Origin of the sequence: Microbacterium sp., assembly GCF_047606685.1 — a bacterium.
Lineage (GTDB): Bacteria > Actinomycetota > Actinomycetes > Actinomycetales > Microbacteriaceae > Microbacterium.
Map to the genome: position 1 here is coordinate 61,898 of NZ_JASGEC010000083.1, position 23,109 is coordinate 85,006.

24 protein-coding genes and 1 tRNA gene are annotated in these 23,109 nt (G+C 72.8%); 7 read left to right on the forward strand and 18 right to left on the reverse strand.

Translation table 11 applies throughout. From position 1 onward, the window contains the following. Positions 1 to 88 precede the first annotated feature (88 nt). Positions 89 to 982 (forward strand): hypothetical protein, encoded by an 894-nt coding sequence (locus tag QM611_RS10185; protein WP_415079801.1) that lies wholly within the window; start codon positions 89 to 91, stop codon positions 980 to 982. Between the two features lie 54 nt (positions 983 to 1,036). Here the strand turns inward: QM611_RS10185 and QM611_RS10190 are convergent, their stop codons facing one another. Further along, a complete protein-coding gene (locus tag QM611_RS10190) occupies positions 1,037 to 1,606 on the reverse strand; it encodes a LemA family protein (protein ID WP_415079802.1) in 570 nt (189 codons plus the stop codon). 177 nt (positions 1,607 to 1,783) lie between these two features. On the opposite strand from QM611_RS10190, the gene QM611_RS10195 reads away from it, so the two are divergent. Then, complete coding sequence (locus QM611_RS10195; RefSeq protein WP_415079803.1) at positions 1,784 to 2,083, forward strand: hypothetical protein; 300 nt, start codon at positions 1,784 to 1,786, stop codon at positions 2,081 to 2,083. A gap of 80 nt (positions 2,084 to 2,163) precedes the next feature. On the opposite strand, the gene QM611_RS10200 is transcribed toward QM611_RS10195, so the two are convergent. From QM611_RS10200 to QM611_RS10245, 10 genes are all read right to left on the reverse strand, one after another. After that, positions 2,164 to 2,237: transfer RNA gene (locus tag QM611_RS10200), tRNA-Leu, on the reverse strand. Between the two features lie 116 nt (positions 2,238 to 2,353). After that, positions 2,354 to 3,778 (reverse strand): NAD(P)/FAD-dependent oxidoreductase, encoded by a 1,425-nt coding sequence (locus QM611_RS10205; RefSeq protein ID WP_415079855.1) that lies wholly within the window; start codon positions 3,776 to 3,778, stop codon positions 2,354 to 2,356. A gap of 46 nt (positions 3,779 to 3,824) precedes the next feature. Next, positions 3,825 to 5,159, reverse strand: coding sequence for a S8 family peptidase (locus QM611_RS10210; protein WP_415079804.1), 1,335 nt, complete (start codon positions 5,157 to 5,159; stop codon positions 3,825 to 3,827). Continuing rightward, complete coding sequence (locus tag QM611_RS10215) at positions 5,156 to 5,671, reverse strand: DUF501 domain-containing protein (RefSeq protein WP_415079805.1); 516 nt, start codon at positions 5,669 to 5,671, stop codon at positions 5,156 to 5,158. The genes QM611_RS10210 and QM611_RS10215 overlap by 4 nt, the downstream gene beginning before the upstream one ends. Before the next feature lie 72 nt (positions 5,672 to 5,743). Then, positions 5,744 to 6,280, reverse strand: a complete 537-nt coding sequence (locus QM611_RS10220) for an FtsB family cell division protein (protein WP_415079806.1) — start codon at positions 6,278 to 6,280, stop codon at positions 5,744 to 5,746. 25 nt (positions 6,281 to 6,305) lie between these two features. After that, on the reverse strand, positions 6,306 to 7,586 hold the full coding sequence (eno, locus tag QM611_RS10225) for a phosphopyruvate hydratase (protein WP_415079807.1): 1,281 nt from the start codon (positions 7,584 to 7,586) through the stop codon (positions 6,306 to 6,308). Between the two features lie 90 nt (positions 7,587 to 7,676). Continuing rightward, a complete protein-coding gene (locus QM611_RS10230; RefSeq protein WP_415079808.1) occupies positions 7,677 to 8,375 on the reverse strand; it encodes an O-methyltransferase in 699 nt (232 codons plus the stop codon). A 25-nt stretch (positions 8,376 to 8,400) separates the two neighbouring features. Beyond that, positions 8,401 to 8,868 (reverse strand): MarR family winged helix-turn-helix transcriptional regulator, encoded by a 468-nt coding sequence (locus tag QM611_RS10235; protein ID WP_415079809.1) that lies wholly within the window; start codon positions 8,866 to 8,868, stop codon positions 8,401 to 8,403. A 7-nt stretch (positions 8,869 to 8,875) separates the two neighbouring features. Next, complete coding sequence (locus QM611_RS10240; RefSeq protein WP_415079810.1) at positions 8,876 to 9,298, reverse strand: DUF6069 family protein; 423 nt, start codon at positions 9,296 to 9,298, stop codon at positions 8,876 to 8,878. Between the two features lie 161 nt (positions 9,299 to 9,459). Continuing rightward, positions 9,460 to 10,239 carry a helix-turn-helix domain-containing protein gene (locus QM611_RS10245; protein WP_415079811.1) on the reverse strand — a complete coding sequence of 260 codons (780 nt, stop codon included), beginning with the start codon at positions 10,237 to 10,239 and terminating at the stop codon, positions 9,460 to 9,462. A gap of 81 nt (positions 10,240 to 10,320) precedes the next feature. Here QM611_RS10245 and QM611_RS10250 point away from each other — a divergent pair, with 81 nt between their 5' ends. Next, the gene (locus QM611_RS10250) at positions 10,321 to 10,842 is read left to right on the forward strand and encodes a VOC family protein (RefSeq protein WP_415079812.1); all 522 of its coding nucleotides are present in this window, start codon (positions 10,321 to 10,323) and stop codon (positions 10,840 to 10,842) included. A gap of 1 nt (position 10,843) precedes the next feature. Here QM611_RS10250 and QM611_RS10255 read toward each other — a convergent pair whose 3' ends face one another. The 7 genes from QM611_RS10255 to QM611_RS10285 all read right to left on the reverse strand — a co-directional run bounded on the left by QM611_RS10255 (position 10,844) and on the right by QM611_RS10285 (position 18,150). Beyond that, positions 10,844 to 12,160, reverse strand: coding sequence for a histidine--tRNA ligase (locus QM611_RS10255; RefSeq protein WP_415079856.1), 1,317 nt, complete (start codon positions 12,158 to 12,160; stop codon positions 10,844 to 10,846). A 111-nt stretch (positions 12,161 to 12,271) separates the two neighbouring features. After that, complete coding sequence (locus QM611_RS10260; RefSeq protein WP_415079857.1) at positions 12,272 to 13,012, reverse strand: MazG nucleotide pyrophosphohydrolase domain-containing protein; 741 nt, start codon at positions 13,010 to 13,012, stop codon at positions 12,272 to 12,274. Between the two features lie 16 nt (positions 13,013 to 13,028). Further along, on the reverse strand, positions 13,029 to 14,348 hold the full coding sequence (gene nhaA, locus QM611_RS10265) for a Na+/H+ antiporter NhaA (RefSeq protein WP_415079813.1): 1,320 nt from the start codon (positions 14,346 to 14,348) through the stop codon (positions 13,029 to 13,031). A gap of 115 nt (positions 14,349 to 14,463) precedes the next feature. Next, on the reverse strand, positions 14,464 to 15,651 hold the full coding sequence (locus QM611_RS10270; protein ID WP_415079814.1) for an ABC transporter permease: 1,188 nt from the start codon (positions 15,649 to 15,651) through the stop codon (positions 14,464 to 14,466). Beyond that, positions 15,648 to 16,337 carry an ABC transporter ATP-binding protein gene (locus QM611_RS10275; protein ID WP_415079815.1) on the reverse strand — a complete coding sequence of 230 codons (690 nt, stop codon included), beginning with the start codon at positions 16,335 to 16,337 and terminating at the stop codon, positions 15,648 to 15,650. Before QM611_RS10275 ends, QM611_RS10270 begins: the two co-directional genes overlap by 4 nt. Then, on the reverse strand, positions 16,334 to 17,413 hold the full coding sequence (locus tag QM611_RS10280) for a peptidoglycan-binding protein (protein ID WP_415079816.1): 1,080 nt from the start codon (positions 17,411 to 17,413) through the stop codon (positions 16,334 to 16,336). The genes QM611_RS10275 and QM611_RS10280 overlap by 4 nt, the downstream gene beginning before the upstream one ends. After that, a complete protein-coding gene (locus tag QM611_RS10285) occupies positions 17,410 to 18,150 on the reverse strand; it encodes a hypothetical protein (RefSeq protein ID WP_415079817.1) in 741 nt (246 codons plus the stop codon). The genes QM611_RS10280 and QM611_RS10285 overlap by 4 nt, the downstream gene beginning before the upstream one ends. A gap of 120 nt (positions 18,151 to 18,270) precedes the next feature. Here QM611_RS10285 and QM611_RS10290 point away from each other — a divergent pair, with 120 nt between their 5' ends. Genes QM611_RS10290 through QM611_RS10305 form a run of 4 tightly spaced genes read left to right on the forward strand, consistent with a single transcriptional unit; the run spans position 18,271 to position 23,101 of the window. Then, positions 18,271 to 18,933, forward strand: a complete 663-nt coding sequence (locus QM611_RS10290; RefSeq protein WP_415079858.1) for a response regulator transcription factor — start codon at positions 18,271 to 18,273, stop codon at positions 18,931 to 18,933. Next, positions 18,930 to 20,174, forward strand: coding sequence for a sensor histidine kinase (locus QM611_RS10295; RefSeq protein WP_415079818.1), 1,245 nt, complete (start codon positions 18,930 to 18,932; stop codon positions 20,172 to 20,174). The genes QM611_RS10290 and QM611_RS10295 overlap by 4 nt, the downstream gene beginning before the upstream one ends. A 30-nt stretch (positions 20,175 to 20,204) precedes the next feature. Further along, positions 20,205 to 22,874, forward strand: coding sequence for a phosphoenolpyruvate carboxylase (locus QM611_RS10300; protein ID WP_415079819.1), 2,670 nt, complete (start codon positions 20,205 to 20,207; stop codon positions 22,872 to 22,874). Between the two features lie 56 nt (positions 22,875 to 22,930). Then, positions 22,931 to 23,101, forward strand: a complete 171-nt coding sequence (locus tag QM611_RS10305; protein ID WP_415079820.1) for a hypothetical protein — start codon at positions 22,931 to 22,933, stop codon at positions 23,099 to 23,101. Positions 23,102 to 23,109: the final 8 nt, after the last annotated feature.

Below are 23,109 nucleotides of genomic sequence, written 5' to 3' on the forward strand. Positions count from 1 at the left end.
GCCGCATCCCTTCTCCTGACCCGGCACGGCCCGCCACCTTCGCCCCGCGAGCTGACGCCCGTCGGCACGATGTGGCTACGGTGGGAGGGTGAGGCGAGGGGCGGTCATCGGCATCGTCGTGGGTGCCGCTGTGCTGGCCGCCGGGGGCGGCCTCGCGTGGTGGCTCATGCACGGCGAGAGCGCCGCCGACGCCGCGCACCGCTATGTCCACGCCCTCGAGGAAGGCGATCGCGACACGCTCGCCGGCTTCTTGCCCGACGACGCCGATCGCGACCGGCTGTTGGACATGTTTGACGGCGCCACCGGGCGCGTCGCGGATGCGAAGCTGTCGGCGCCGGCGAGCGACGGCGGCTTCAGAGCCGCGGTGACGATCGACGGCCAGCCGGGCGTGGTGCTGTTCATGCTCGACGACTCGTCGGGCGCGTGGCGGCTCTCCGGCGACTACCTCGGCTCGCTCGAGGCCACCGCCACCATCGGCAACGGCGTCGAGATCGGCGGCGTCGCCGTCGCCGCCGGCGCGACGACCGTGCTCCCGGCGGTGTACCCGGTGCGCGCGTCGCCCGTGGAGATTCTCTCCGGCCAGGCGACCGTCGCGGTGACGAACGAGCGTCCCGTGTCGGTCCGGGTCGAGGCATCCATCTCCCCCGACGCGACCGCGCTCGCCCAGGCGCAGCTCGACGAGTACGCCCACCAGTGCGCGCGCTCGGCGACCGCGGTGCCCCCGCACTGCGGCCTCAAGGTGCCGTGGGGCGCCGACCTCGCCTCGCTGACGAGCCTCGACTTCCGCATCGAGCAGACGCCCCAGGTCGAGCTCGCCGCTGACGCGGCGTCGTTCTCCGCCACCGACGGCGTGATCGTCGCGACCGCGCGCGGAGTGGCCCGCGACGGCGGCGAGGGCGAGTTCACCTACCGCGCGGACGACTGGTCGCTGCGCGGCTCGGTGCGCTTCGACGAGAGCGGCATGGTGCTCGCCGTCCGCTGAGCCGCCCCCGAGCCACGCCACGCCCGACCGGCATCTGCGCGGCGGGGCCGCGCCTTAGAACTGGACGCGAGGCGGCTCGGAGATGGCGGCGCCGTCGACCACCTCGAAGAACTCGCGCTCGTGGAAGCCGAGATTGCGGGCGAAGAGGTTGTTCGGGAACACCTTGATCTTCGTGTTCAGCTCACGCACGCCGCCGTTGTAGAAGCGCCGCGACGCCTGGATCTTGTCCTCGGTGTCGACGATCGACTGCTGGAGCTGCAGGAAGTTCTGGCTCGCCTGAAGTTGCGGATATGCCTCAGCAACCGCGAACAGGCTTTTCAGCGCCTGTTGCAGGTGCCCTTCCGCGACTCCCGCGTCGGCGGGGCCGGACGCTGCCAGCGTTTCGGCGCGGGCTCGCGTGACGTTCTCGAACACGGCCTTCTCGTGCGCGGCGTACCCCTTCACCGTCTCGATGAGGCTCGGAATGAGATCGGCACGCCGTTTGAGCTGCACGGTGATGTCGCTCCACGCCTCGTCGACGCGCACATTCAACTGCACGAGCGAGTTGTAGGTCGCCCAGAGGTAGATTCCGACAATGACGAGAAGTGCGACGACGATCAGGACTGGTATCAGCCATTCCCACATGACAGGAGTCTCCGTTCGTTGGTGAGCACATTCTACCGACGAGGTCGCCGCCGCCGAGCGATGTGCGGACGACTCACAGCGACCCCGAGGCGAGGACGGAGCCAACACTTCGCCTACGAGCGGGCCCGCCAAGTCGCCGGCCGCGGGATCACGGTCAACGCGTACGATCCCGGGCTGATGCCGAGCACCGGCCTCGCGCACGGGTATCCACCCGCCGCCCGGGTCGCCCACCGGATGCTGGCTCCGGCGATCACGACCCTGCTGCCCGGCGCGCGCACGGCCCGCGGCGCCGCCCGGCATCTGGCCGAGCTCGTCGTCGGGGCACGCTTGGCCGGACGAACCGGGCTGCACGTGGTAGGGCCACGAGTCGCGGAGTCCTCGCCGCAGTCGCACGACGCCGAAGCGGCCGCGACGCTGTGGGCCGAGTCCGAAGCGCTCATCGCGGCGACCGCCGCGGATCAGGTCGGACAGGACTGATGGTGTTCGAGAGTCTGGGCCGGTTCACCTCCCGGCGACGGTGGTGGGCGCTGATCGCCGCGGTGCTGCTCACCGTTGGGTGCCCCCGCTGGGACTCGAACCCAGACTGGAGCGGGTTTAAGCCGCCTGCCTCTGCCGGTTGGGCTACGGGGGCCCTGTGCCCACCCTAGACGCGCCCGGGGGAGGACATGCGCCGAGCGCAGGAACACACCCACGGGAACATCCTGCGCCCGGCACATCTCCTGCGCTCGGGCGCGCGACGACCGCGGGCTACGCCGACGCGGCGGCCTTCTCGGTGCCCTTGCCGGCCTTCTCGGCGCCCTTGCCGGCCTTCGCGGGCGCCTCGTCCTTCGCGGGCTCGGCGGCCGGCTGCGGCGGACGCGGGCGGGCGGCGAACTCCTCGAACACGTAGCGCGGGTCTTGAACCGCCTCGAGGTTCACGAGGTCGCGGCCGAGCCACAGGTTGTTCCACCACCCCCACAGCACGCGCCACTTGCGCTCCCACGACGGCATCGCCAGGCCGTGGTAGCCGCGGTGCGCGAGCCACGCAATGAAGCCCTTGAGGGCGATGTTGCCCGACTGGAACACGCCGTTGTACAAGCCGAGGCCCGCGACCGCGCCCAGGTTGTGGTGCACGTACTCGCGCGGCGCTTCGCCGCGCAGCACGGCGACGAGGTTCTTGGCCAGCAGCTTCGCCTGGCGCACCGCGTGCTGCGCGTTCGGCACGCAGAACCCGCCGACCCCGCCGCCGGAGAGGTCGGGAACGGCGGAGATGTCGCCGGCCGCCCACGCGCCGTCGAGGATCTCGTCCTCGGTGCCAACCCGCAGGTCGGTGCGGGTGCGGATGCGGCCGCGCTCTTCGACGAGCAGGTCGCTGCCGCGCACGACAGTCGGGTTCGCCATGACGCCGGCGGTCCAGATGATGAGGTCGGACGGGATGACCTCCCCCGTCGACAACTCGATGTTGCCGTCGATCGCGCCAGTGACCTGGGTGTCGAGGTGCACGAACGCGCCGCGCTTGGCGAGGTCCTTCAAGACCCACTCGCTCGTGGGCAGCGACACCTCGGGCATGATGCGGCTCATCGCCTCGACCAAGTGGAAGTGCGTGTCGTCGAACGAGAGCGCCGGGTACTTCGAGATGAGGGCAGAGGCAAGCGAGCGCAGTTCGGCGAACACCTCGATGCCCGCGAAGCCGCCGCCCACCACGACGACGGTGAGCAGCCGGTCGCGCTCGGGGCCAGGGGGCAGCGCGGCCGCCTTGTCGAAGTTCGCCATCAGCCGGTCGCGGATCGCGACGGCCTCTTCGATGGTCTTCAGGCCAATCGCGTTGTCGGCGATGCCCGGGATCGGGAACGTGCGCGACACCGCGCCGGCCGTCACGACGATCTGGTCGTACTCGTGCTGCCAGGGCTCGCCGAGCGCGGGCGTGATGGTGGCGACGCGGTTCGCGTGGTCGATCGCGGTCACCTTCGCCGTCACGACGTTCGTGCGCTTGAGGTGGCGGCGCAGCGCAACGACCGCGTGGCGCGCCTCGATCGAACCCGCCGCGACCTCCGGCAAGAACGGCTGGTACGTCATGTACGGCAGCGGGTCGACGATCGTGACCTCCGCCTCGCCGCGACGCAAATGCTTCTCGAGCTTCCACGCGGTGTAGAAGCCGGCGTACCCGCCGCCGACGATGAGGATCTTGGGCACAGCCTTGCCCGCGGTGCTGGTCACGATCGGGGTACTCCTTGACGGTTCAACTGCTCGACGCGCCGGAGGAGCGCGCCGATCGGATGCGTCGGACAGCAGCGGTGACTCCGAGCCCGATCAGAATAGCAGGGACCGTCACGACGATGAGAGGCAATGTTCCGTAGCGGATCGTGTCCGGCGTGGGCAGCAGGGGCGAACCCGCCGCGGTGGGCGGCTCCGCCGGCGGGAGGGACGGGATGTCGACGGGGCCGACGGACGGCTCGTCGCTCGGCTGGGACGCCGCCCGGCGGAACACGCGGATCCACTCCGACAGGCTCCCCATCGGGTTCTCGTCGACGCGCTCAACCGTCGCCGAGACCGCTCGCTTCGCGTCGACGAGCCCGTGGCCGTAGAGCAGCGACGTCTTGCCCGAGTCGAGCCGCGCCGTCTCGACGATGCGGTTGATGACGTTGGCCGCGTCGAGGTCGGGATGCGCGGCCCGCACCAGCGCGACCACGCCCGCCACGATCGGCGCCGCGCCGCTCGTGCCGCGCCAGTCCACCACACGGCCGTCGGCGGAGACGCCCACCAGCTCTTCGCTGGGCGCGGCCACTCCCAAGGTGATGCCCTGGGTCGAGGCTTCGACGCTCGCCCGGCCCTGGCGATCGACGCCGGCCACCGTCAGCACGCCGGGAATCGTCGCGGGCGCGCCGACGCGCGTCGTGCCGGCGCCCCGGTTGCCGGCTGCGACGACGACCACAACGTCGTTGTCGAACGCGTGCAGGAACGCGTCGTCCCAGCTCTCGTCCCAATCGGGCCGGTTCGTGGTGAGCGACAGGTTGATGACGTCGGCCCCGTTGTCCACCGCCCAGCGCATCGCCTCGGCAATCTGGTCGGTGAACGGCGTCGTCGCCGACGACCCGAACCCCACCGAGATCGAGAGCAGTTCGGCGTCGGGGGCGACGCCGATCATGCCCTTGCCCTTGCCGGCTCCGCGCGCGGCGGCGAGCGAGGCGACCCAGCTGCCGTGGTCGCTGTCGGCCGAGCCCACCGGGGTCCGGCCGTCAGCCGAGCCGAGGCCGGAGACATCCGTGCCGCCGACGACCGCGCCCTCGAACTCGGCCGGCCCCTTGCCGATGCCGGTGTCGATGATGGCGATCTTCACTCCCTTTCCGCGCGTCGTCTTCCACGCGTCGCGGATGCCGTAGTCGTCGATCCAGTACTCGGCCGCGCGCACGGGGTCGCTGCTGTGCGCCAGGCCGGCGGAGACCGCTGCGGGCGCGGGATCGATCTGCGGGCCCGCCACGGCCCCTCCCGAATCCGCTCCCCCGGCCGCCACCGCCGCGCTCACCGCGGCGAGCGCGGCCGCGGCGGCGATGCGCCGCATCCCGACCGCTGTCATGCGGCCTCCCCCGGCGACGCGCACGCGCAGCGGCTGGGCGACCACCTCGACCGCGCGAGCGCGGCGTCGCCGATCGGGTTCACTCCGGCGCCGGCAGCCAGCGCGTGCGCGGCCAGCGCGTGCAGGCACTTCACCCGTGTCGGCATGCCGCCGGCCGAGACCCCCGCGATCTCCGGGACGTCGCCGTAGCGTGCGCGGTCGGCAAGGTACGCGGCGTGGGCGGCGCGGTACGCGGCGGCAGCCTCCGGGTCGTCGAGCGCGGCGGCCAGCTCGGGCATCGCCTGGTCTGCCTCAAGCCGCGACATCTCGGCGGTCGCCTCCGGGTGCGTCAGATAGTAGAACGTGGGAAACGGCGTGCCGTCGGGCAGTCGCGGCGCCGTGGCCACGACGGTCGGGTTGCCGCACACGCAGCGCGCCGCGACCCCCACCACTCCCCGCGGCGGGCGGCCGAGCTGCGCGCCGACGACAGCGAGGTCGATCTCCTCGACGGGCGCGTACGGGGGCGTTGGCACGGGCACTCCTCCGTTCGAGCCTGGCACTCCACGATCGGGGCCAGGCTACCCCGGCGCGCTGGGACGGGACTGTCAGCCGGTGCGGGTCGGCGTCGGGTCGGGCACGCCGACGGTGAGCTTGGTCCGGGCGGTGGTCGCCGTGCCGGCCGAGGCGACCGAGCGCACGAGCTGCGTCATCCAGTCGGACTTCGTCTCCTGCAGCGTGTCGCTCACCGATGCCTCCTCCTGCGGACGGTCGGCCGCGTCGAGGTCGTTGTCGACGAGGTAGACGATCTCGCCCGGCTTCACGTAGTACAGCCGCTCGCGAGCCTGCGTCGTGATGTAAGCGGGATCGTTCCAGCGCGACCGCTCCTGCTCGAGGGCGGCGACCTCGTCGGCGGTCACCTCGACCGACTCCTCGAGCGCGGCGATCTGCTGCCGCTGGTCGATGTACGTGCCCAGCGTGGGCACCAGCACGAACGCCGCCAGCACCACGAGGCCGAGCATGATGACCATGAACCCCGAGAGGCGGATGCCGCCGAGCCATCCGCGCACGTCGACGCGGCGCTCCGCCGCTCTCGCGCTCTGCCGCGCCCGGCGGGAGCGAGAAGGGGGAGCCGTTCTCGCCATCGGCTCCCCCTTTCCCTCTGGTGCGTCAGCCCGTGAAGCGCGGGAAGGCTGCCCGGCCGGCGAACTCCGCCGCGTCGCCCAGCTCCTCCTCGATGCGCAGAAGCTGATTGTATTTCGCGACGCGCTCGCTGCGGGCGGGCGCGCCGCTCTTGATCTGACCCGAGTTCACCGCGACGACGAGGTCGGCGATCGTGGTGTCCTCGGTCTCGCCCGAGCGGTGCGAGAACATCGTGGTGTAGCCGGCGCGATGGGCCATGTCGACGGCGTCGAGGGTCTCCGACAGCGTGCCGATCTGGTTGACCTTCACCAGCAGCGAGTTGGCGACGCCGAGCTCGATGCCCTTGCGCAGGCGCGCCGGGTTGGTGACGAACAGGTCGTCGCCGACCAGCTGCACGCGCGTGCCGAGCTTCTCGGTGAGCGCTCCCCAGGCATCCCAGTCGTCCTCGGCGAGAGCGTCTTCGATCGTGACGATCGGGAACGAGTCGACGAGGTCGATGTAGTAGTCGGTGATCTCCTCAGCGGTCCAGTCGCGGTTGTCGAGGCGGTAGACGCCGTCGTCGAAGAACTCGGTGGCGGCCACATCAAGGCCGAGCGCGATGTCGGCGCCGGGTGTGAATCCAGCCTTCTCGATCGCCTTGACGAGGAAGTCGAGGCCCTCGCGGTTGCTCGGCAGGTCGGGGGCGAACCCGCCCTCGTCGCCGAGGCCCGTGGCAAAGCCCGCGGCCTTCAGCTCGCCCTTGAGCACGTGGTAGGTCTCGGTGCCCCAGCGCAGCGCCTCGGCGAACGACGACGCCCCGATCGGGGCGAGGAAGAACTCCTGCATGTCGATGCCGTTGTCGGCGTGCTCGCCGCCGTTGATGACGTTGAACAGCGGCACCGGCAGCACGTGCGCGTTGGGCCCGCCCAGGTAGCGGAACAGCGGAAGGTCCGCGCTGTCTGCTGCGGCCTTGGCGACCGCGAGGCTCACCCCCAGGATGGCGTTCGCGCCCGCGCGCGACTTGTTCTCGGTGCCGTCGGTCTCGATGAGGATCTCATCGACAATGCGCTGCTCGCTCGCCTCGACGCCCTCGATCGCCGGGCCGAGCTCGTCGACGACCGCGTCGACGGCCTTTGTGACGCCCTTGCCGCCGTACCGCCCCTTGTCGCCGTCGCGCAGCTCGTACGCTTCGAATGCTCCGGTGGACGCGCCGGAGGGGACGGCCGCGCGCTGAACGGTGCCGTCATCCAGCAGCACCTCCACCTCGACGGTCGGGTTTCCGCGCGAATCCAGGATTTCGCGCGCGTTGACTGCCTCGATTAGTGCCACAGAGGACTCCTTGGGTGTGAGGGTGGTTCGCGGGCAGGTCGGCCCGGTCCCACTCTAGTGACGACCCCCGCTTCGCGCGCGGGGCGAGACTCAGCCCGCGGCGTCGGTGACGATGGCGATCGCGACGCCGTCCCAGCCTTTGCGGTCGAGCGTCTGCAGCGCGGTGGCGTCGAAGCGCGGATCGCCGCCGAGCAGGGCGAGCCCTGCGCGCGTGCCCACGACGTCGGACCTCGGCGTGGCGCCGTCGGCCACGAGGCCGCCACGCCCGACGTTGTCGACCACGACGACGGTGCCTGGCCGCCCGAGCCGCGCCGCCCAGTCCAGGTAGAGGGTGTTCGACTCTTTGTCGGCGTCGATGAACACGAGGTCGAAGGGCGGCTCGCTGCCGTCGCGGATCGGCTCCTCGAGGGTCGGGAGCACGTGCTCGCCGCGGCCGAGGCGGATCTCGACCCGCTCGCCCACCCCCGCCCGGTCGAGGTTGGCGCGGGCGACGGCCGCGTTGCGCGGCTCGGCCTCGATCGTGACGACACGGCCGTCGGCGGGGATGGCGCGCGCCATCCAGATCGTGGAGTAGGCGCCGAGCGTGCCGATCTCGAGAACGCGCCTCGCGCCGGAGATGCGGGCGAGCAGGTGCAGGAGCTTGCCGCCCACGGGCGCGACTTCGATGGCGGGCAGGCCCGCGTCGTGCTGCGCCGCGACGGCGGCCTCGAGAGCGGGGTCGTGGCCGACGAGAATGTCGCTGAAGTACGCGTCGACCGCCCGCCAGGCGTCGGGGGTGGGGTCGGTCATGCGTTCCACCCTCGCCGGGTCGGCGTCATCCGTCAACCGCGCTCGTGCCGGACGGGCTGTCCGGCGCGTCGGTGATCGACTCCAGAGCGGCGCGGAGGGCTTCCAGCCGCTCGGCGCCGTGGAGCGCCCGCCATTCGGCCTCCACGTCGGCGAAGATCCGGCGAACCGCGCGCTGGCTCCGCGCGCCGCGCGCGGTGAGCACCACGCTCTTCGCGCGGCCGTCGCTGTCGTCCGGGCCGACGATGAGATAGTCGCGGGCCGCGAGGTGGGCGATCTGCTGGCTGATCGCCTGCTTGCTGACGCCGGACAGCCGCGCGATCACGGCGATCCGCACGGGCCGGTCGGGGCTGAGGTGCCGCAGGATGTTCGCGCCGTGCGCGATCCTCAGGTCCGAATAGCCGGCCGCGGCCAGGCGCGCCTCGCATTCCGCGACGTAGCGCGCCTGGACGCGGCCGAGCAGGGCCCCCAGCGGGTACCGGGGCGGCGAGGTCATACCGACATCATGCCCGTGACGCCGCAGACGACGGCGCGCGCTCGCCGGAGCGCGCCGTACGCGCCATGGCGGGGATGTAAGCCGCGCCCAAGGCCAGGTGCATTGCCAACAGCCACATCCGGTCGCCTGCTTCGATCTGGGGCGTGAGCAGCGGCCCGGACAGCGACAGCAGGACGACGAGGGTGGCGACCGCTGCCCAGATCCGGCACGGACGGGCGAGGCGCCACTCCAACAGCGCCAGCAGCCCCCAGCCGGCGAGCCCGACAGCGAGCGCGACCAGCGCCGCCTGCCACAGCGGCAAGTCGGCCGGCGCCCCGGTGAGAGGCACTTGGATGCCGCCGGCGAGCAGAGCCAGCGCCCACACGATGGATGCCGCGAGAGCTCCCGCGACGACGACGGCGATGCGCGTGGTGATTCTGTGCTTGTTCATGTCAACCTCCTCATTTAGTCAACTGCTTGTCTAATTTACCCACTGAGCACAATTAGTCAAGCGCTTGACTGTTTACAAGCGCGTCGGTTGCCGCGTTCTGCAGCCCCGCACCGCGGATCGCGACAACTGAACAGCCGCTTGCGGAGCGCGCCGTCAGAACCTCACACGGCGGCGCGATAGCGGCTCGGCGTGAATCCCAACACGGCGCGGAAGTCGTGCGTCAGATGCGCGTGGTCGGCGTAGCCGAGCTCGGCTGCGACGTCGGCGAGATCCGCGCCCGGGTCGTCGCGCAGCCGTTGCGCGGCCTCTTGCAGCCGGCGACGCCGGATCATCGCCGCGGGTGAGACGCCCACGTGCGTGCGCGCGACGCGTTGCAGGGTGCGCACCGACACCGACAGCCGCTCGGCGGCGTCGGCCACCCGCAGGATCGCCGCGTCGGCGATGAGCAGCTCGGCCATCGCGTTCGCGAGCCGCCCGTGCGCGTCGACCACGGGGATTCGTTCGATGAGCCAGGCCGAGAACGCGTGCACGACGGCGGCGTGCCGCGCAGCCGCCGGCGAGCGCGCCATCGCCGCGACGACGGCCGTGTGCAGTTCGGGCTGGTCTTGGGGGACGTACGCGTCGACCGTCGCGGCGGGATCGGGCACGAGCGCGGCGACCGCCGCGGGACGCAAGTGCGCGCCCACGGCCCAGCCTCGCCCCGTGAGATCGCGGTGCGAGCGGCGGGTGGTCGGGCCGGCCAGACCTACAGCGGCGGGCTCGACGACCAGGTGGGATGCCGGGTAGCCCACGATCTCCTGACGCGAGGACCGCCCGGGGGCGAGGTTCCACTCGGGGATCCAGAACCACTCCACGAGCTCGGCCGCGACCGGGGGCGGCGGCAGGCGGGTGAACGTCGGAAGCCGCGTCGGGTACAGCACGCCGCGCGAGGGGTCGACCACGACTCCAGGCTAAGCGGCGGTGGCGGCGATCGGTCGCGAATCTCCAAGCCCGCGGCATCCGCCCGCCCGTACCGTGGGCGCATGGACGAGACATCCCGCACTGCCATCCCCCGTGCCGCCGACGGCCGCCACACGACCGACGGAAAGCCGCACGGCGTGACGAGCATCACGCCGTTCCTCGCTGTCCCGCGCGCCGGGGAGGCGGTCGCGTTCTACCGCGACGTGTTCGGGGCGCGCGTGGTCGACGTGACCGAGTCCGGCGGCGTCGTGCACCACGTCGAGCTCGACTTCGGCGACGGCCACCTGCAACTGGGCGAGCCCGTTGCCGACTACCACCTCGTCGCGCCTCCGGCGGGCGAGGACGACTGCTACTCGATCGGGCTGTACGTTCCCGACGTCGACGCGCTCACCGCGCGCGCCGCCGATGCCGGAGCGACCGTGCGCGAGGCTCCGTCGACGTTCGTGTCGGGCGACCGGTTCTCGAGCATCCGCGACCCGTTCGGCGTGCGCTGGTCGATCATGACCCGCGTCGAAGACCTCTCGGAGGACGAGAGCGCCGCGCGCGTCGCGGAGTGGGCCAAGCAGCTGGGCGCCGGGGCCTGAGTCAGCTCAGAGGCTTGAGCTCGAGCGCGTCCGCGCCGGTGCCGGCCGCGACCGTCGCGAACTCCGTGTAGCCGTCGGCAGCGGCGCGCTCGAGCAGCGCCTTGAGGTTCTTCGTGCGCTGCTCGACGCGCACGCGCGCCCCGTCGCGCACCAGCGCGGCTTTGAGCGCCACGAGTTCGGCGACCGGCGCGTCGCGATCGTGCACGAGCACGATCGCGCGCTGCGCGCCCTCGTGGCCGGCCTCGACGAGGTCGACGATCCGCTCGAATCCGATCGAGAAGCCGACCGCCGGCACGTCCTGCCCGAGGAAGCGGCCGATCATGCCGTCGTAGCGCCCGCCGCCGCCGAGGGAGTAGTCGACGCTCGGGTGGGCGAGCTCGAAGATCGTTCCGGTGTAGTAGCCCATGCCGCGCACGAGGAACGGGTCGAAGGCGAGCGGGATGGCTGAGCCTGTCCCGGCCCCTGACCCTGTCCCGGTCCCTGAGCCTGTCCCGGCCCCTGAGCCTGTCGAAGGGCGCGCTGCCGCCACCGCCGCGCCGATGCCGACGAGGTGGGCGACGAGCTCGTCTGGCGCGCCCTCCGGCAGGGCCGCTCGGATCTGGCCTTCGCCGAACGGCGCGCCATCGTCCGGCCGCGGACGCTTCACGAACGCCTCGAAGGCGTCGATGGCGGCCGGCGTCGCGCCGCGGTCGCGCAGCTCTGTCGCGACGCCGTCCGGCCCGATCTTGTCGAGCTTGTCGATCGTGATGAGCACGCCGGGTCGCTCGTCGGCGGCGAAGCCGAAGGCATCCAGCATCCACTCCAACGCGCGCCGGTCGTTGACGCGCACCGTACCGCCCTCGAGTCCGAGCGCGTCGAGGGTGTCGAGCGTCGCGACGACGAGCTCCGCCTCCGCGCGGGGCGACGGGTCGCCGATGATGTCGATGTCGCACTGCACGAACTGGCGGTAGCGGCCCTTCTGCGGGCGCTCGGCGCGCCACACCGGCGCGATCTGGATCGCGCGGAACACCGCGGGCAGCTCGGCGCGGTGCGAGGCGTAGAACCGCGCGAGCGGCACGGTCAGGTCGTAGCGCAGGCCGAGGTCGGCGAGGGCGGCCGAGGCGTCCGCGGCGGCCCGGATCGCATCGGCATCCAGCCCGCGCTTGAGCACGTTGTAGGCGAGCTTCTCGTTGTCGCCGCCCATGCCGGCGTGCAGGCGCCCGTGCTCCTCCATGACCGGCGTCTCGATCTCGTCGAAGCCGTGCGCGCGATAGCGCTCGCGGATCACGGCGAGCACGCGCTCGCGCCGGGCCTTTTCTGCGGGGAGGAAGTCGCGCATGCCGCGCGGAGGATTGACGGATGCCACGCCTCCATCTTTCCAGGCCGTGAGACTCCATACGGCCGCCGAGAAGGTGGGGGGCGCCCGCGCTCTCGGCGACCGGGTGGAGTCTCAGCGATGTGCGGGGCCGGGGCCTTCGGCGACGCGGATGTCGTGCTGCAGCGAGCGCAGGCGCGCGCGGAGGGCGCGCTCGGCATCCCACCCACGCTCCCGGGCGACGGCGACGAGGGCGAGGAGCGCGTCGCCGAGCTCGCGCTCGCTCGCGGGGGGCTCGGGGGGCGGCCCTTCGACAAGCTCAGGGGCCGAGACAAGCTCAGGGGCCGAGACAAGCTCAGGGGCCGGGACAAGCTCAGGGGCCGGGACAAGCTCAGGGGCCGGGACAGGCTCAAAGGGATGGACCTGCGCCGCCTTGGCGAGGAGCTTCTGCGCGAGGGCGAGGGATGGCATCCGCTCGCTGACGCCGTCGAGCACACTCGTGCGCTCGTGCTTCTCGGCGGCTTTCGCGGCGTTCCACAGCACCAGCACCTGTTCCGGAGTTTCCGCCGTCTCGCCCGCGAAGACGTGCGGGTGGCGGCGCACCATCTTCGCCGTCAAAGCGCGTGCCACATCGTCGATGTCGAACGGGTCGTCCGCGTCGCGAGAGGCGATCTCGGCGTGGAAGAGCACTTGCCACAGCAGGTCGCCGAGCTCTTCGCGCAGCTCGGCGCGCGTGCCCTCCTCCACCGCGTCGATCAGCTCGGCGCTCTCCTCGACGAGGTACGGCACGAGCGCGCGGTGGTCGATCTGCTGCGTCCACACGCAGCGGTCGCGCACCGCGCGCATCGTCTCGGCGGCCTCGCGCAGCGGATCCATCGTCCCTCCCTGCTGGTCACCGGCCACCGTACACGCCCTCCGCCCCGTCGCCGCGCGCCTCCGCGCCGCCACCTGCTCTGCCGACGTCTGCTCTGCCGACGTCTGCAATCCGCCGATACCGCCGGTTGCGCGCGGCCAGCAGGATCGCCGCCAGCACGGCCGCCAGCACCGAGCCGAACAGGATCGCGACCTTGGCGCGGCCGTGGCGCGGATCGGCCGACGCGAAGCTCAGCTCCGTGACCAGCAACGACACCGTGAACCCGATGCCGCCGAGAAGGCCCACGCCGACCAGATCCGCCCACCGCAGCGCGGGGTCGAGGCGGATGCTCCGCAGCCTCGTGACCGCCCACGTCGTGGCCACGATGCCGACCGGCTTTCCGACGACGAGGCCGAGCACGACGCCGATCGCGACAGGATCGGCGAGCGCGGCCGCCATCCCCTCCCCTCCGCCGAGGGCGACGCCCGCGGAGAAGAGCGCGAACAGCGGCACGGCCACGCCCGCCGACAGCGGCCGGAAGCGATGCTCGAACACTTCGGCGAGGCAGGGCTCGCCCACAGGGCCGCCGTCGCGGCGACGGACGGGAATGGTGAAGCCGAGCAGCACGCCGGCGACTGTCGCGTGGATGCCGGAGGCGTGCACGAACGCCCACGCCACGATGCCGACGGGCAGGAGGATCAGCCACGCGGCGGCGGGCCTGACATGGAAGCACTGCCGGCGCCGCTGAGCGAGCGCGCCGTACACGCAAACCGCGAGCAGCCCGAGGCCGAGGGGAACGAGCTCGATCTGCTCGGTGTAGAACACCGCGATGATGCCGATCGCGATGAGGTCGTCGACGACGGCGAGCGTGAGCAGGAAGACCCGCAGCGCGCTCGGCACGTGCGACCCGATGATCGCGAGCACCGCGACGGCGAACGCGATGTCGGTGGCCGTCGGGATGGCCCATCCGCGCAGCAGGGATGGCTCGTGCCACGTCGCCCCGAGGTAGCACAGCGCGGGAACGGCGACGCCGCCGGCCGCAGCGGCCACAGGGACGATCGCGATGCGGGGGTTGCGGAGGTCGCCCGCGACGAACTCGCGCTTGAGCTCGAGCCCGACGAGGAAGAAGAACACCGCGAGCAGGCCGTCCGCCGCCCACGCGCCCAGGCTCAGCCGCAGGCGCCAGGGCTCGTAGCCGACCTCGAGGTCGCGCAGCCAGAAGTAGCCCTCCGCCCACGGCGAGTTCGCCCACACGATCGCCACGACCGCCATCGCGACCAGCAGCGCGCCGCCCACAGCCTCGGTGCGCAGCAGCGCGCCGAGGCGAGTCGTCTCCGCCCCGCCCGGGGGAAACGGCAAGGAAGGGACCACAGCGCTCCGATCGGTCAACAAGGACATGCCGACCAGACTTCCCGGCGCACCGCGGCCAGTGTAGCCCGCGGCGCGAGCGCCTGCGCTCGGCCGCGGTGCCCGCTTACACGCTGCGCAGCGCGGTCGTGGGCGGCAGCCGGGCGGCGCGGATCGCCGGCTGCAGGCCGGCGAGCGCTCCGACCACGACCGACAGGCAGATTCCTGCGAGCATCGGCTCCGGCGGCAGGGCGACCGGCTGGCCGGCGAGGGCTGCGAACACGGCCGCCGCGGCGGCGCCGAGGGCGAGCCCGGCCACCCCGCCCAGCAGCGAGAGCGCCACCGCCTCGAGGACGAACTGCCCGGCGATGTGGCCGGGGGCGGCGCCCAGCGAGCGGCGGAGGCCGATCTCGCCGCGGCGCTCGAGCACCGCGACAACCATCGTGTTGGCGATGCCGACCCCGCCAACCAGCAACGCGATCCCGGCCAGGGCGAGCCCGAGCGCGGCGAGAGAGTCGCCCGTCACCTCGCGCGCCCCGGCCAGGTCGGAGAGCTTCGACACCGCGACATACGGCGACCCGGGGCTCGCCGCGGCCGCGAGGATGGCGCGCACTGCGTCGATCCGGCCGGGCGCGGCGCGCACGTAGACCTCGGCGATCTCGCCCACACCGTCGTCGTCCGCGAAGCGCTCGCGCACGTGCGCGTCGCCGAGGATCGCGGCGGTGTCGACGGATGCCGCAAGCCCCGCCGAGCGCAGAATCCCGAGGACTCCGTACCACTCGCCGCCGATCCACACCCGTCCCCCGGCCTCGTCGATTCCAAGCCGCTCCGCCGCCGTCGCGCCGAGCACGACAACCGGCAGCCGGCGGGTGGCCTCGTCGAACCAACGCCCGGCCGCCATCCGCGCCCCGATCGCGTCGAGCACGGACGGCCGCGCCACGGCGAGCCCGATGCCGTTGGTCTCGCCCTCGGGCACGAGGTCGGTGCGGTACACCGCGACGCCCTCGGGCGCGGTCTCGAACACGCCCACGCGCTCGACCCCGTCTTGGCGGGCGATCGTGTCGGGCGCCGTCGCCGGCAGCGGAACGGGCTCGTTGTCCGGACCCTGTCCCGGAGCCACGACGGCGAGGTCCGCGCCCATCGCGTCGAGCTCGGCGAGCAGCTGCGCGCGATTCGACGCGGAGACGCCCGTGAGCGCGACGAGAGCCGCGACCCCGAGCGCGACACCGAGGGCAGCAAGCGCGGCGCGCTGCGGCCTCCCGGCGACCCCCAGCCACGCGGTGCGGGCGAGGTCGGTCGCGCGGATGCGGCTCATGCCGCCGTCCCTCGCTGCTCGGTCGCGACTCCGTCGCGCAGGCGGATGCGGCGGGAAAAGCGCGCGGCGACCTGCTCGTCGTGCGTCACCACGACCACGGCCGTGCCGCGCCCCGCGATGCCGGCGAGAAGTGCCACGACACTCTCGCCGGTGGCGCTGTCCAGCGCGCCGGTCGGCTCGTCGGCGAACAGGATGCCGGGTTCGCGCACCAGCGCGCGGGCGATCGCGACGCGCTGCTGCTCGCCGCCGGACAGCTCGCCCGGCCGGTGGCGGAGGCGCCTCGCCAGCCCCACGGCCTCCAGCGCCTCCGCGGCCCGACGCCGGCGCTCCGCGTGCCGCGTTCCCGAATAGAGCAGGCCAGTCGCGACGTTGTCCACCGCGCTCAGCGTCGGCATGAGATGGAACTGCTGGAACACGAAGCCGATCCGCTCCGCCCGCAGCGCGCAGCGCTCGCGCTCGCGCAAGCCCGCGACATCCCTTCCGTCCACGAGCACGGCGCCCGCGCTCGGCTCGTCCAGCGTGCCGAGGATCGCCAGCAGCGTGCTCTTTCCCGAGCCGGACGGCCCGACCACCGCGACCTGCTCGCCGGGCGCGATCCGCAGACTGGTCGGGCGCAGCACGGTCGTCGGCGGCGGGCCGGGATAGGTCTTCGACGCGCCGCGCACCTCCACGACCGGCGCGCTCATCGCGCCAGCACCACGTCGTCGCCCGCGGCGAGCGACCTGCCCGACCCGGGCACGAGCTCTGACCCGCTGCGCAGCACTTGCGCCCGCGCGTCGGCGACGAGCCCGATCTCGACCGGGACGCGCACGACCCCCTTCTCGTCGACGACCTCCACCGCGTACCCCTCGTCGGCGGTCGCCAGCAGCGCCGTCACCGGCACGACGAGAGTCTCGTGCTCGTCCGCGTTGTCGCGCACCAGCACGCGCACCGCCGCCTGCCCGGCCGCACGCACCGCGGACTGTCTCTTGAACGACACCACCGCGTGCGCCGGGGTGACCTCGTCGCCCTCGCCGGCGGGTGCCCCGCCCGGATCCACCTCCGCGAGCTTTGTGTCGATCTCGTCGCCGCCGGGCAGCACGACAGTCACCGGCGTCCCCGCGACGAGCTCGCGCGCCTGCGCCGATGTGAGGCTCACGATCGCCCGCAGGCTCGTCTCTGTGTACGTGGCCGGGCTCACGTTCCCCTCGCCGAGCCGTGCGGAAACGCTCGCGATGCGGATGCCGGGGGCGTCGGCGACGACGACGGATGCCGCGGCGAACTCCCCCGTGCGCGGCGCGCCCAGCGACTCCTGCCAGTCGCGCACCGCCTCGGCCGTCATGGCGTCGTAGTCTCTGTCGGGGTCCCCGGAGAAGAACCCCAGCCGCTTCAGGTTCTGCTCGAGCTGGCGCACGTCCTTGCCGTCGGGCGATTGCACGGACAGGTCGCGCCAGAAGGGGCGCTTTCCGCGGAAGAGCACCACCGGCTGCCCGTCCGCCTCGTACACGCGCTCGCCCGTCTTCACGACGGCGCCCGCACGCGGCAGCGCCGTGAGCATGCCCGCCGCAGCCGGGAGCGGGACGGCATCGCCGTAGCCCAGCCGCCCGTTCAGGCGCACGTGGCTCACGAGCGTCGCACGCTGCACCGGGGCCGTCACCCGGGGGGATGCGGCGGGTGACGGCGGTGGATCCCACGGGCGCAGAGCGACGACAGCCACGGCGACGAGCGCCGCGACGAAGGCGGTCGCCCACAAGGGCGCTGCCCGCCGCCGGCGGCCCGTCATCCCTCGCCCCCGCTCTCCTCGACGACCGAAATGCCCCCGGAGCCCGGGCCGCCGGCGAACTCCTCGAGCACCGCGTTGAGGTCGAACCCGAGTGTTCCGGACGTCGCCCAGCCGAGCGGCTTCTCCGGGTCGTAGCACTCCTCCAGCGCCCCGCGGAAGTCGTCCTCGGCAAGGGCCGCGGGCAGCTCGACGGCGCCGCCGGCGTCGGGCGCCGGATCGCTCACCCACGAGAACCCCGCGTCGCGCGCGCACCGCGCGAACTCGAGGGCCGCCGCCGTCATCTGCTCTTGCACCTCCTGCATCTGCGGGTCTGACATCGGGTCGGACTCGGGCTGCTCGAAATCGGGGAACTGGTGCTCGCACGCGGCATACGCGTCTTGCGTGTCGGGGTCGTCCACGAAGTAGCCGGACGACTCGACCGCGATCCAGAAGTTTCCCTGGTCGTCACCGGTCGCGAACAGCAGCTTGCCGTCTCCGGTCGTCACGGCGCCCTCCGCCGCCTCCTCTGCGGAGCCGATCTCGAACTCCGTCCCTCCCGTCGACTCCCGTTTCACGAGAACGTGGCCGGCATCCCCCACGGTCGCGTCCACACCCGCGCTTGTCAGGCACGCGACGAAGGCGGCCGCGGCCTTCGCGTCCGGTGTGCTCTCGCCCGCCTCCGGTGCCGCCGCAGCGCACCCCGCCAACGCGAGCACCGCCGTCGCCGTCGCGACGGCGCATCCGATCGTCTTCCTCATCCCCGTTCCCTTCGTCTTCGGTGCAGCCACCCTCTCCTTCGCCGGGTTCGGCGGCGGTCCCGCCCGGCTTGACCGGAAACTGACCGGGAGGGGAGATGCTGGATGCCAGGAGGTGGGCGGATGCGGCTGCTGCTCGTCGACGACCAGCGCGACCTGGCCGACGGCCTCGCCGAGGGCCTGCGGCACGAGGGGTACGCGGTCGACGTCGCCTACGACGGGGGCACGGCGCTTGCCCGGATCGCCGACACCGACGCCGAGCTGATGGTCCTCGACCGCGATCTGCCCGTGCTCACCGGCGACGCGGTATGCCGCATCCTCCGCGAGCAGGGCCACCCGGTGCGAATCCTCATGCTGACGGCCGCGGGAACCCTCGACGACCGGGTGGCCGGGCTCGACCTCGGCGCCGACGACTACCTCGCCAAGCCGTTCGCGTACGTCGAGCTGCTCGCCCGGCTGCGCGCGCTCGCCCGGCGCGGCAGGACGGGCGGGCCCGTGCTGGAGTCGTCGGGGGTGCGGGTCGACACCGTGCGACGGGTCGCCGAACGCGACGGCAGGCCGATGCGCCTCACCCCCAAGGAGTACGGCGTGCTCGAGACGCTGCTGGCCGCGCGCGGCGGGTACGTCACGGTCGACGAGCTGCTCGACGAGGTGTGGGAACGCGGCGAGGAGCGCGGCCGCACGGTCGTGAAGGCGGCCATGCACACGCTGCGCCGCAAGCTCGGCCCTCCCGACGTGATCGACAGCGCGGTCGGCCACGGCTACCGGATCGAGGTGGGAGCGTGAGGTGGGGCTTCCGGGCGCGGCTGGCCGCGCTCATCGCGGGCGTGTTCATTCTCGGCGGCGCGGTGCTGCTGGGCGTGCAGTACCTGCTCGTGCGCGGGTTGTTCGAGCACGGCATCGACACGCTCATGACCGGATGCGTCACCGAGCTGCCGGACGGCGCGGCCGTGTCGGTGACCGGGGAGTCGAGTGCGGCGGAGATCGACGAGCTGTGCGCCCAACACGCTGTGACGGTCGGCGGCACCGGCGACGTCACCTCGATCGTGCTCGGCCAGACGATGAGCCTGTCGCAAGAAGTGCTGTCTGGCCTGCTCGTCGGGTCGGCCATCGTGCTGCTCGTTTTCGCGGCGGTCGCGGTGCTCGCGGCGTGGTGGCTGTCGAAGCGAACGCTCGGGCGCATCGCGCGCATCACCGAGACGTCGCGCGAGATCTCGCGCGACGACCTGCACACCCGGCTGTCGCTGCCTGGGCCTGACGACGAGGTGAAAGAGCTCGGCGACACGATCGACGCGATGCTGGACCGGCTCGAGGACGCGTTCACCCGCCAGGAGCGCTTCATCGCCGGAGCGTCGCACGAGCTGCGCACGCCGCTCGCCACGACCCGGACGCTGCTGGAGATCCCGCTCGAGCAGGGCCGGATCCCCGCCGAGCTCGAGCCCGACGTGCGGCGGGCACTGGCGGCGAACGAGCGCAGCGAGCAGCTGATCGCGGCCCTGCTGACCCTTGCCCGCAGCCGCACAGCGCATGAGCCCCGCGCCGCCGACCCGGCCGACCTGACCGCGGTGGCCCGCGACGTGCTCGGCGAGCACGAGCCGCTGGTCGGCGGGCTCGCGGTGACCCCGCCGGGATCAGGGCCCGTGCTCGCGGTCGCCGATCCCGGCCTCCTGCGGATCGCGGTGGCCAACCTCATCGAGAACGCGATCCGCCACAACCACGACGACGGGATGGTCGCGGTGCGCACGGGAGGCGACGACTCGGAGTCGTGGATCGAGGTGGAGAACTCCGGCCGCGACCTCGCCGGCCAGGACCTGCGGGCGCTCGCCGAGCCGTTCCACCGCGGCGAGCACACGCGGCTGGCCGCGGACGCGGCCTCCGGGCAGGGGCTCGGGCTGGGCCTCGCCCTCGTCGAGTCCGTCGCGCGCAGCCAGGACGGCACGCTCGCACTGTCGGCGCGCGACGGCGGCGGACTCGTCGTGCGGCTCACGCTTCCCGCGCCGGCCGCGCGAGCCTCCCGCGTGATCTGAACGAAACACGACGTGCCCTAGCGTTGAGGGATGCCTGAGCCCACCACCGTCACCGAGGCGATCCGCGTGCTCGGCCGCTCCGAAGCCGGCCAAGAGCTGCCCGCGAAGCTGCGCGCGGACGTGCGCATGCTCGGCGCGCTGCTCGGCCGAGTGCTGCGCGAGAGCGGCTCCCCCGGCCTGTACGAAGACGTCGAGCGGTTGCGCGCGGCCACGATCCACGCCTACACCGACGACTCGCCCGAGGCATTCGCCCGCGCCGAGGCGATCGCGGGATCGTTCACCGTCGAGCGCGCGGACGAGGTGGCGCGCGCGTTCACCGTGTACTTCCATCTCGCCAACCTCGCCGAAGAGCACCAGCGCGTGCGGGCGTTGCGCGATCGCGACGGCCAGCCCGACCGCGCAGGCGGCGCGGACTCGGTCGCCGGGGCGTACGCCCGCCTCGCGGCAGAGACGGATGCCGCGACGGCGCTGCGCCGGCTGCAGTCGCTGCGCTTCCATCCGGTGTTCACAGCACACCCGACCGAAGCGCGCCGCCGCGCGATCTCCACGAGCGTGCGCCGGCTCGCGGCGATGCTCATCGAGCACGATTCGGCGAGCGAGGGCGGAGCCGACGCGCGGCGCGCGCAGCGGCGGATGCTGGAGGAGATCGACACGCTGTGGCGCACCGCGCCCCTGCGCGCCGAGAAGCCGTCGCCGACCGACGAAGTGCGCGCGGTCATGGCGATCTTCGACGAGACGCTGTACACGGCGGTGCCCCGCTTCTACCGCCGCGTCGACGACGCGCTGCAGGGCGGAGAGGGCGGCGCGCGCGCGCCGCTCGTGCGCCCGTTCGTGCGCATCGGATCGTGGGTCGGCGGCGACCGCGACGGCAACCCGTTCGTCACCGCCGATGTCACGCGCGCCGCCGCCGACATCGCGAGCGAGCACGTGCTGCGCGGGCTCGAGAACACCGCCAACCGCATCGGCCGCACGCTCACCCTGGACGCGGCGACGACCCCGCCCAGCGACGAGCTCGTCGGGCTGTGGCAGCGGTTGCGCGAGGCGGACCCCGACGCGGCGGCGGAGATCGCCAAGCGCTCCCCCGACGAGCCGCACCGCCGCATCCTGCTGCTGGTCGCGCGCCGGATCGCCGCGACGCGCACAGGCGACGCCCGCCGGGCGTACCGCGACCCCGACGAGCTGCTGGCCGACCTCGAGACTCTGCAGCGCTCGCTGGTGGCCGCCGGCGCGGCGCGGCAGGCGTACGGCGGGCTGCAGCAGCTGGTCTGGCAGGTGCGCACGTACGGTTTCCACCTCGCCGAGCTCGAAGTGCGCCAGCACTCCGCCGTGCACCGGCGTGTGCTCGACGAGCTCGCCGCAGGCGGCGCGCGCAGCGCCGAGGCCGAGGAGGTGCTCGACGTCTTCCGCGCCATCTCCGACCTGCAGCGGCGCTACGGCCCCGAGGCCGCCGGCCGCTACATCGTGTCGTTCACCCAGTCGGCGGACGACCTCGCGAACGTCCACCGGCTCGCGCGGCACGCGGCCGGCGCCGACGCGGCCCCGGTGCTCGACGTCATCCCGCTGTTCGAGACCTTCGCCGACCTCCAGGCTGCGCCGCGCGTCCTCGCCGAAGCGGTGGAGCATCCCGAATTCGCCCGGCGGCTGGAGGAGACCGGCCGGCGCATGGAAGTCATGCTCGGGTATTCGGACTCGTCGAAGGATGTCGGCCCGGTCGCCGCGAACCTCGCCCTCTACGACGCGCAGGCGGCGATCTCGGAGTGGGCCCGCCAGGCCGGCATCGAACTCACGCTGTTCCACGGGCGCGGCGGAGCGCTCGGCCGCGGCGGCGGGCCGGCGAACTCCGCCATCCTCGCCCAGCCGCCGCACTCCGTCGACGGCCGCTTCAAGCTCACCGAGCAGGGCGAGGTGATCTTCGCGCGGTACGCCGACCCCGCGATCGCGATGCGCCACATCGACCAGGTCGCGGCGGCGATCCTCATGGCATCCGCCCCGTCCAACGAGGAGCGCAACCGCAAGGCGTCCGAGCGGTTCGCCGCCGTCGCGGCGACGATGGATGCCGCCTCCCGCGAGCGGTTCTTCTCGCTCGTGAAGGCCGACGGGTTCGCACGGTGGTTCGCGACTGTGACGCCGATGGAGGAGGTCGGCATGCTCGCGCTCGGCTCGCGCCCGGCTCGCCGCGGACTGTCGGTCGAGTCGCTCGAGGACCTGCGGGCCATCCCGTGGGTGTTCGCGTGGACGCAGGCGCGCATCAACCTCGCGGGCTGGTTCGGCTTGGGCTCGGCGCTCCAGGCCGTGGGCGACCAGGAACTGCTGCGCGATGCGTACACGCAGTGGCCGCTGCTGCGCACCCTCATCGACAACGTGGCGATGAGCCTCGCCAAGACCGACAGGCGCATCGCCCGCCGCTATCTCGAGCTCGGCGACCGCGACGACCTGGCCGAAATCGTGCTCGACGAGCTGGAGTTGACGCGGTTCTGGGTGGAGGCGGTCACCGGTGGAGAGCTGCTGCACAACAAGCCGGTGCTGCAGCGCGCGGTGAAGATGCGCAGCCCGTACGTCGACGCGCTGTCGCTGCTGCAGCTGCGCGCGCTGCGCGCGCTGCGCGAGGCGCCGGAGGGCGCGCCGGCCGACGCCAGCCAGCAGCGACTGCTGCTGCTGTCGGTGAGCGGGGTGGCCGCCGGGCTGCAGAACACGGGCTGACCGCTTCGCGCGCGTCGCTGCCACCGGCGCCGCGCCCCGCGGCTACGGTCGATGGCATGACGAGGACGTCAGAGATGATCGTGGAGGTGTGCCCGGTGTGCGCCTCACTGGATGTGCGCGCGCTCGAGCCCGGGTGGTTCGCGCTCGATCTGGCCCGCGAGACAGAGCTCCGCGATGTCGCGAGCGTCGAGTTCGCGTGCCGCGACTGCGGCAGCACGTGGCACTGAACCGGGCG

What these genes read in the sequence shown, in the direction of transcription:
- QM611_RS10190 (WP_415079802.1), bottom strand. Translation starts at nt 1,606, where the DNA reads ATGTGGGAATGGCTGATACCAGTCCTGATCGTCGTCGCACTTCTCGTC.
- QM611_RS10195 (WP_415079803.1), top strand. Translation starts at nt 1,784, where the DNA reads ATGCCGAGCACCGGCCTCGCGCACGGGTATCCACCCGCCGCCCGGGTC.
- QM611_RS10210 (WP_415079804.1), bottom strand. Translation starts at nt 5,159, where the DNA reads ATGACAGCGGTCGGGATGCGGCGCATCGCCGCCGCGGCCGCGCTCGCC.
- QM611_RS10220 (WP_415079806.1), bottom strand. Translation starts at nt 6,280, where the DNA reads ATGGCGAGAACGGCTCCCCCTTCTCGCTCCCGCCGGGCGCGGCAGAGC.
- QM611_RS10230 (WP_415079808.1), bottom strand. Translation starts at nt 8,375, where the DNA reads ATGACCGACCCCACCCCCGACGCCTGGCGGGCGGTCGACGCGTACTTC.
- QM611_RS10235 (WP_415079809.1), bottom strand. Translation starts at nt 8,868, where the DNA reads ATGACCTCGCCGCCCCGGTACCCGCTGGGGGCCCTGCTCGGCCGCGTC.
- QM611_RS10240 (WP_415079810.1), bottom strand. Translation starts at nt 9,298, where the DNA reads ATGAACAAGCACAGAATCACCACGCGCATCGCCGTCGTCGTCGCGGGA.
- QM611_RS10250 (WP_415079812.1), top strand. Translation starts at nt 10,321, where the DNA reads ATGGACGAGACATCCCGCACTGCCATCCCCCGTGCCGCCGACGGCCGC.
- QM611_RS10255 (WP_415079856.1), bottom strand. Translation starts at nt 12,160, where the DNA reads ATGCGCGACTTCCTCCCCGCAGAAAAGGCCCGGCGCGAGCGCGTGCTC.
- QM611_RS10260 (WP_415079857.1), bottom strand. Translation starts at nt 13,012, where the DNA reads ATGGATCCGCTGCGCGAGGCCGCCGAGACGATGCGCGCGGTGCGCGAC.
- QM611_RS10270 (WP_415079814.1), bottom strand. Translation starts at nt 15,651, where the DNA reads ATGAGCCGCATCCGCGCGACCGACCTCGCCCGCACCGCGTGGCTGGGG.
- QM611_RS10275 (WP_415079815.1), bottom strand. Translation starts at nt 16,337, where the DNA reads ATGAGCGCGCCGGTCGTGGAGGTGCGCGGCGCGTCGAAGACCTATCCC.
- QM611_RS10280 (WP_415079816.1), bottom strand. Translation starts at nt 17,413, where the DNA reads ATGACGGGCCGCCGGCGGCGGGCAGCGCCCTTGTGGGCGACCGCCTTC.
- QM611_RS10285 (WP_415079817.1), bottom strand. Translation starts at nt 18,150, where the DNA reads ATGAGGAAGACGATCGGATGCGCCGTCGCGACGGCGACGGCGGTGCTC.
- QM611_RS10290 (WP_415079858.1), top strand. Translation starts at nt 18,271, where the DNA reads ATGCGGCTGCTGCTCGTCGACGACCAGCGCGACCTGGCCGACGGCCTC.
- QM611_RS10300 (WP_415079819.1), top strand. Translation starts at nt 20,205, where the DNA reads ATGCCTGAGCCCACCACCGTCACCGAGGCGATCCGCGTGCTCGGCCGC.
- QM611_RS10305 (WP_415079820.1), top strand. Translation starts at nt 22,931, where the DNA reads ATGACGAGGACGTCAGAGATGATCGTGGAGGTGTGCCCGGTGTGCGCC.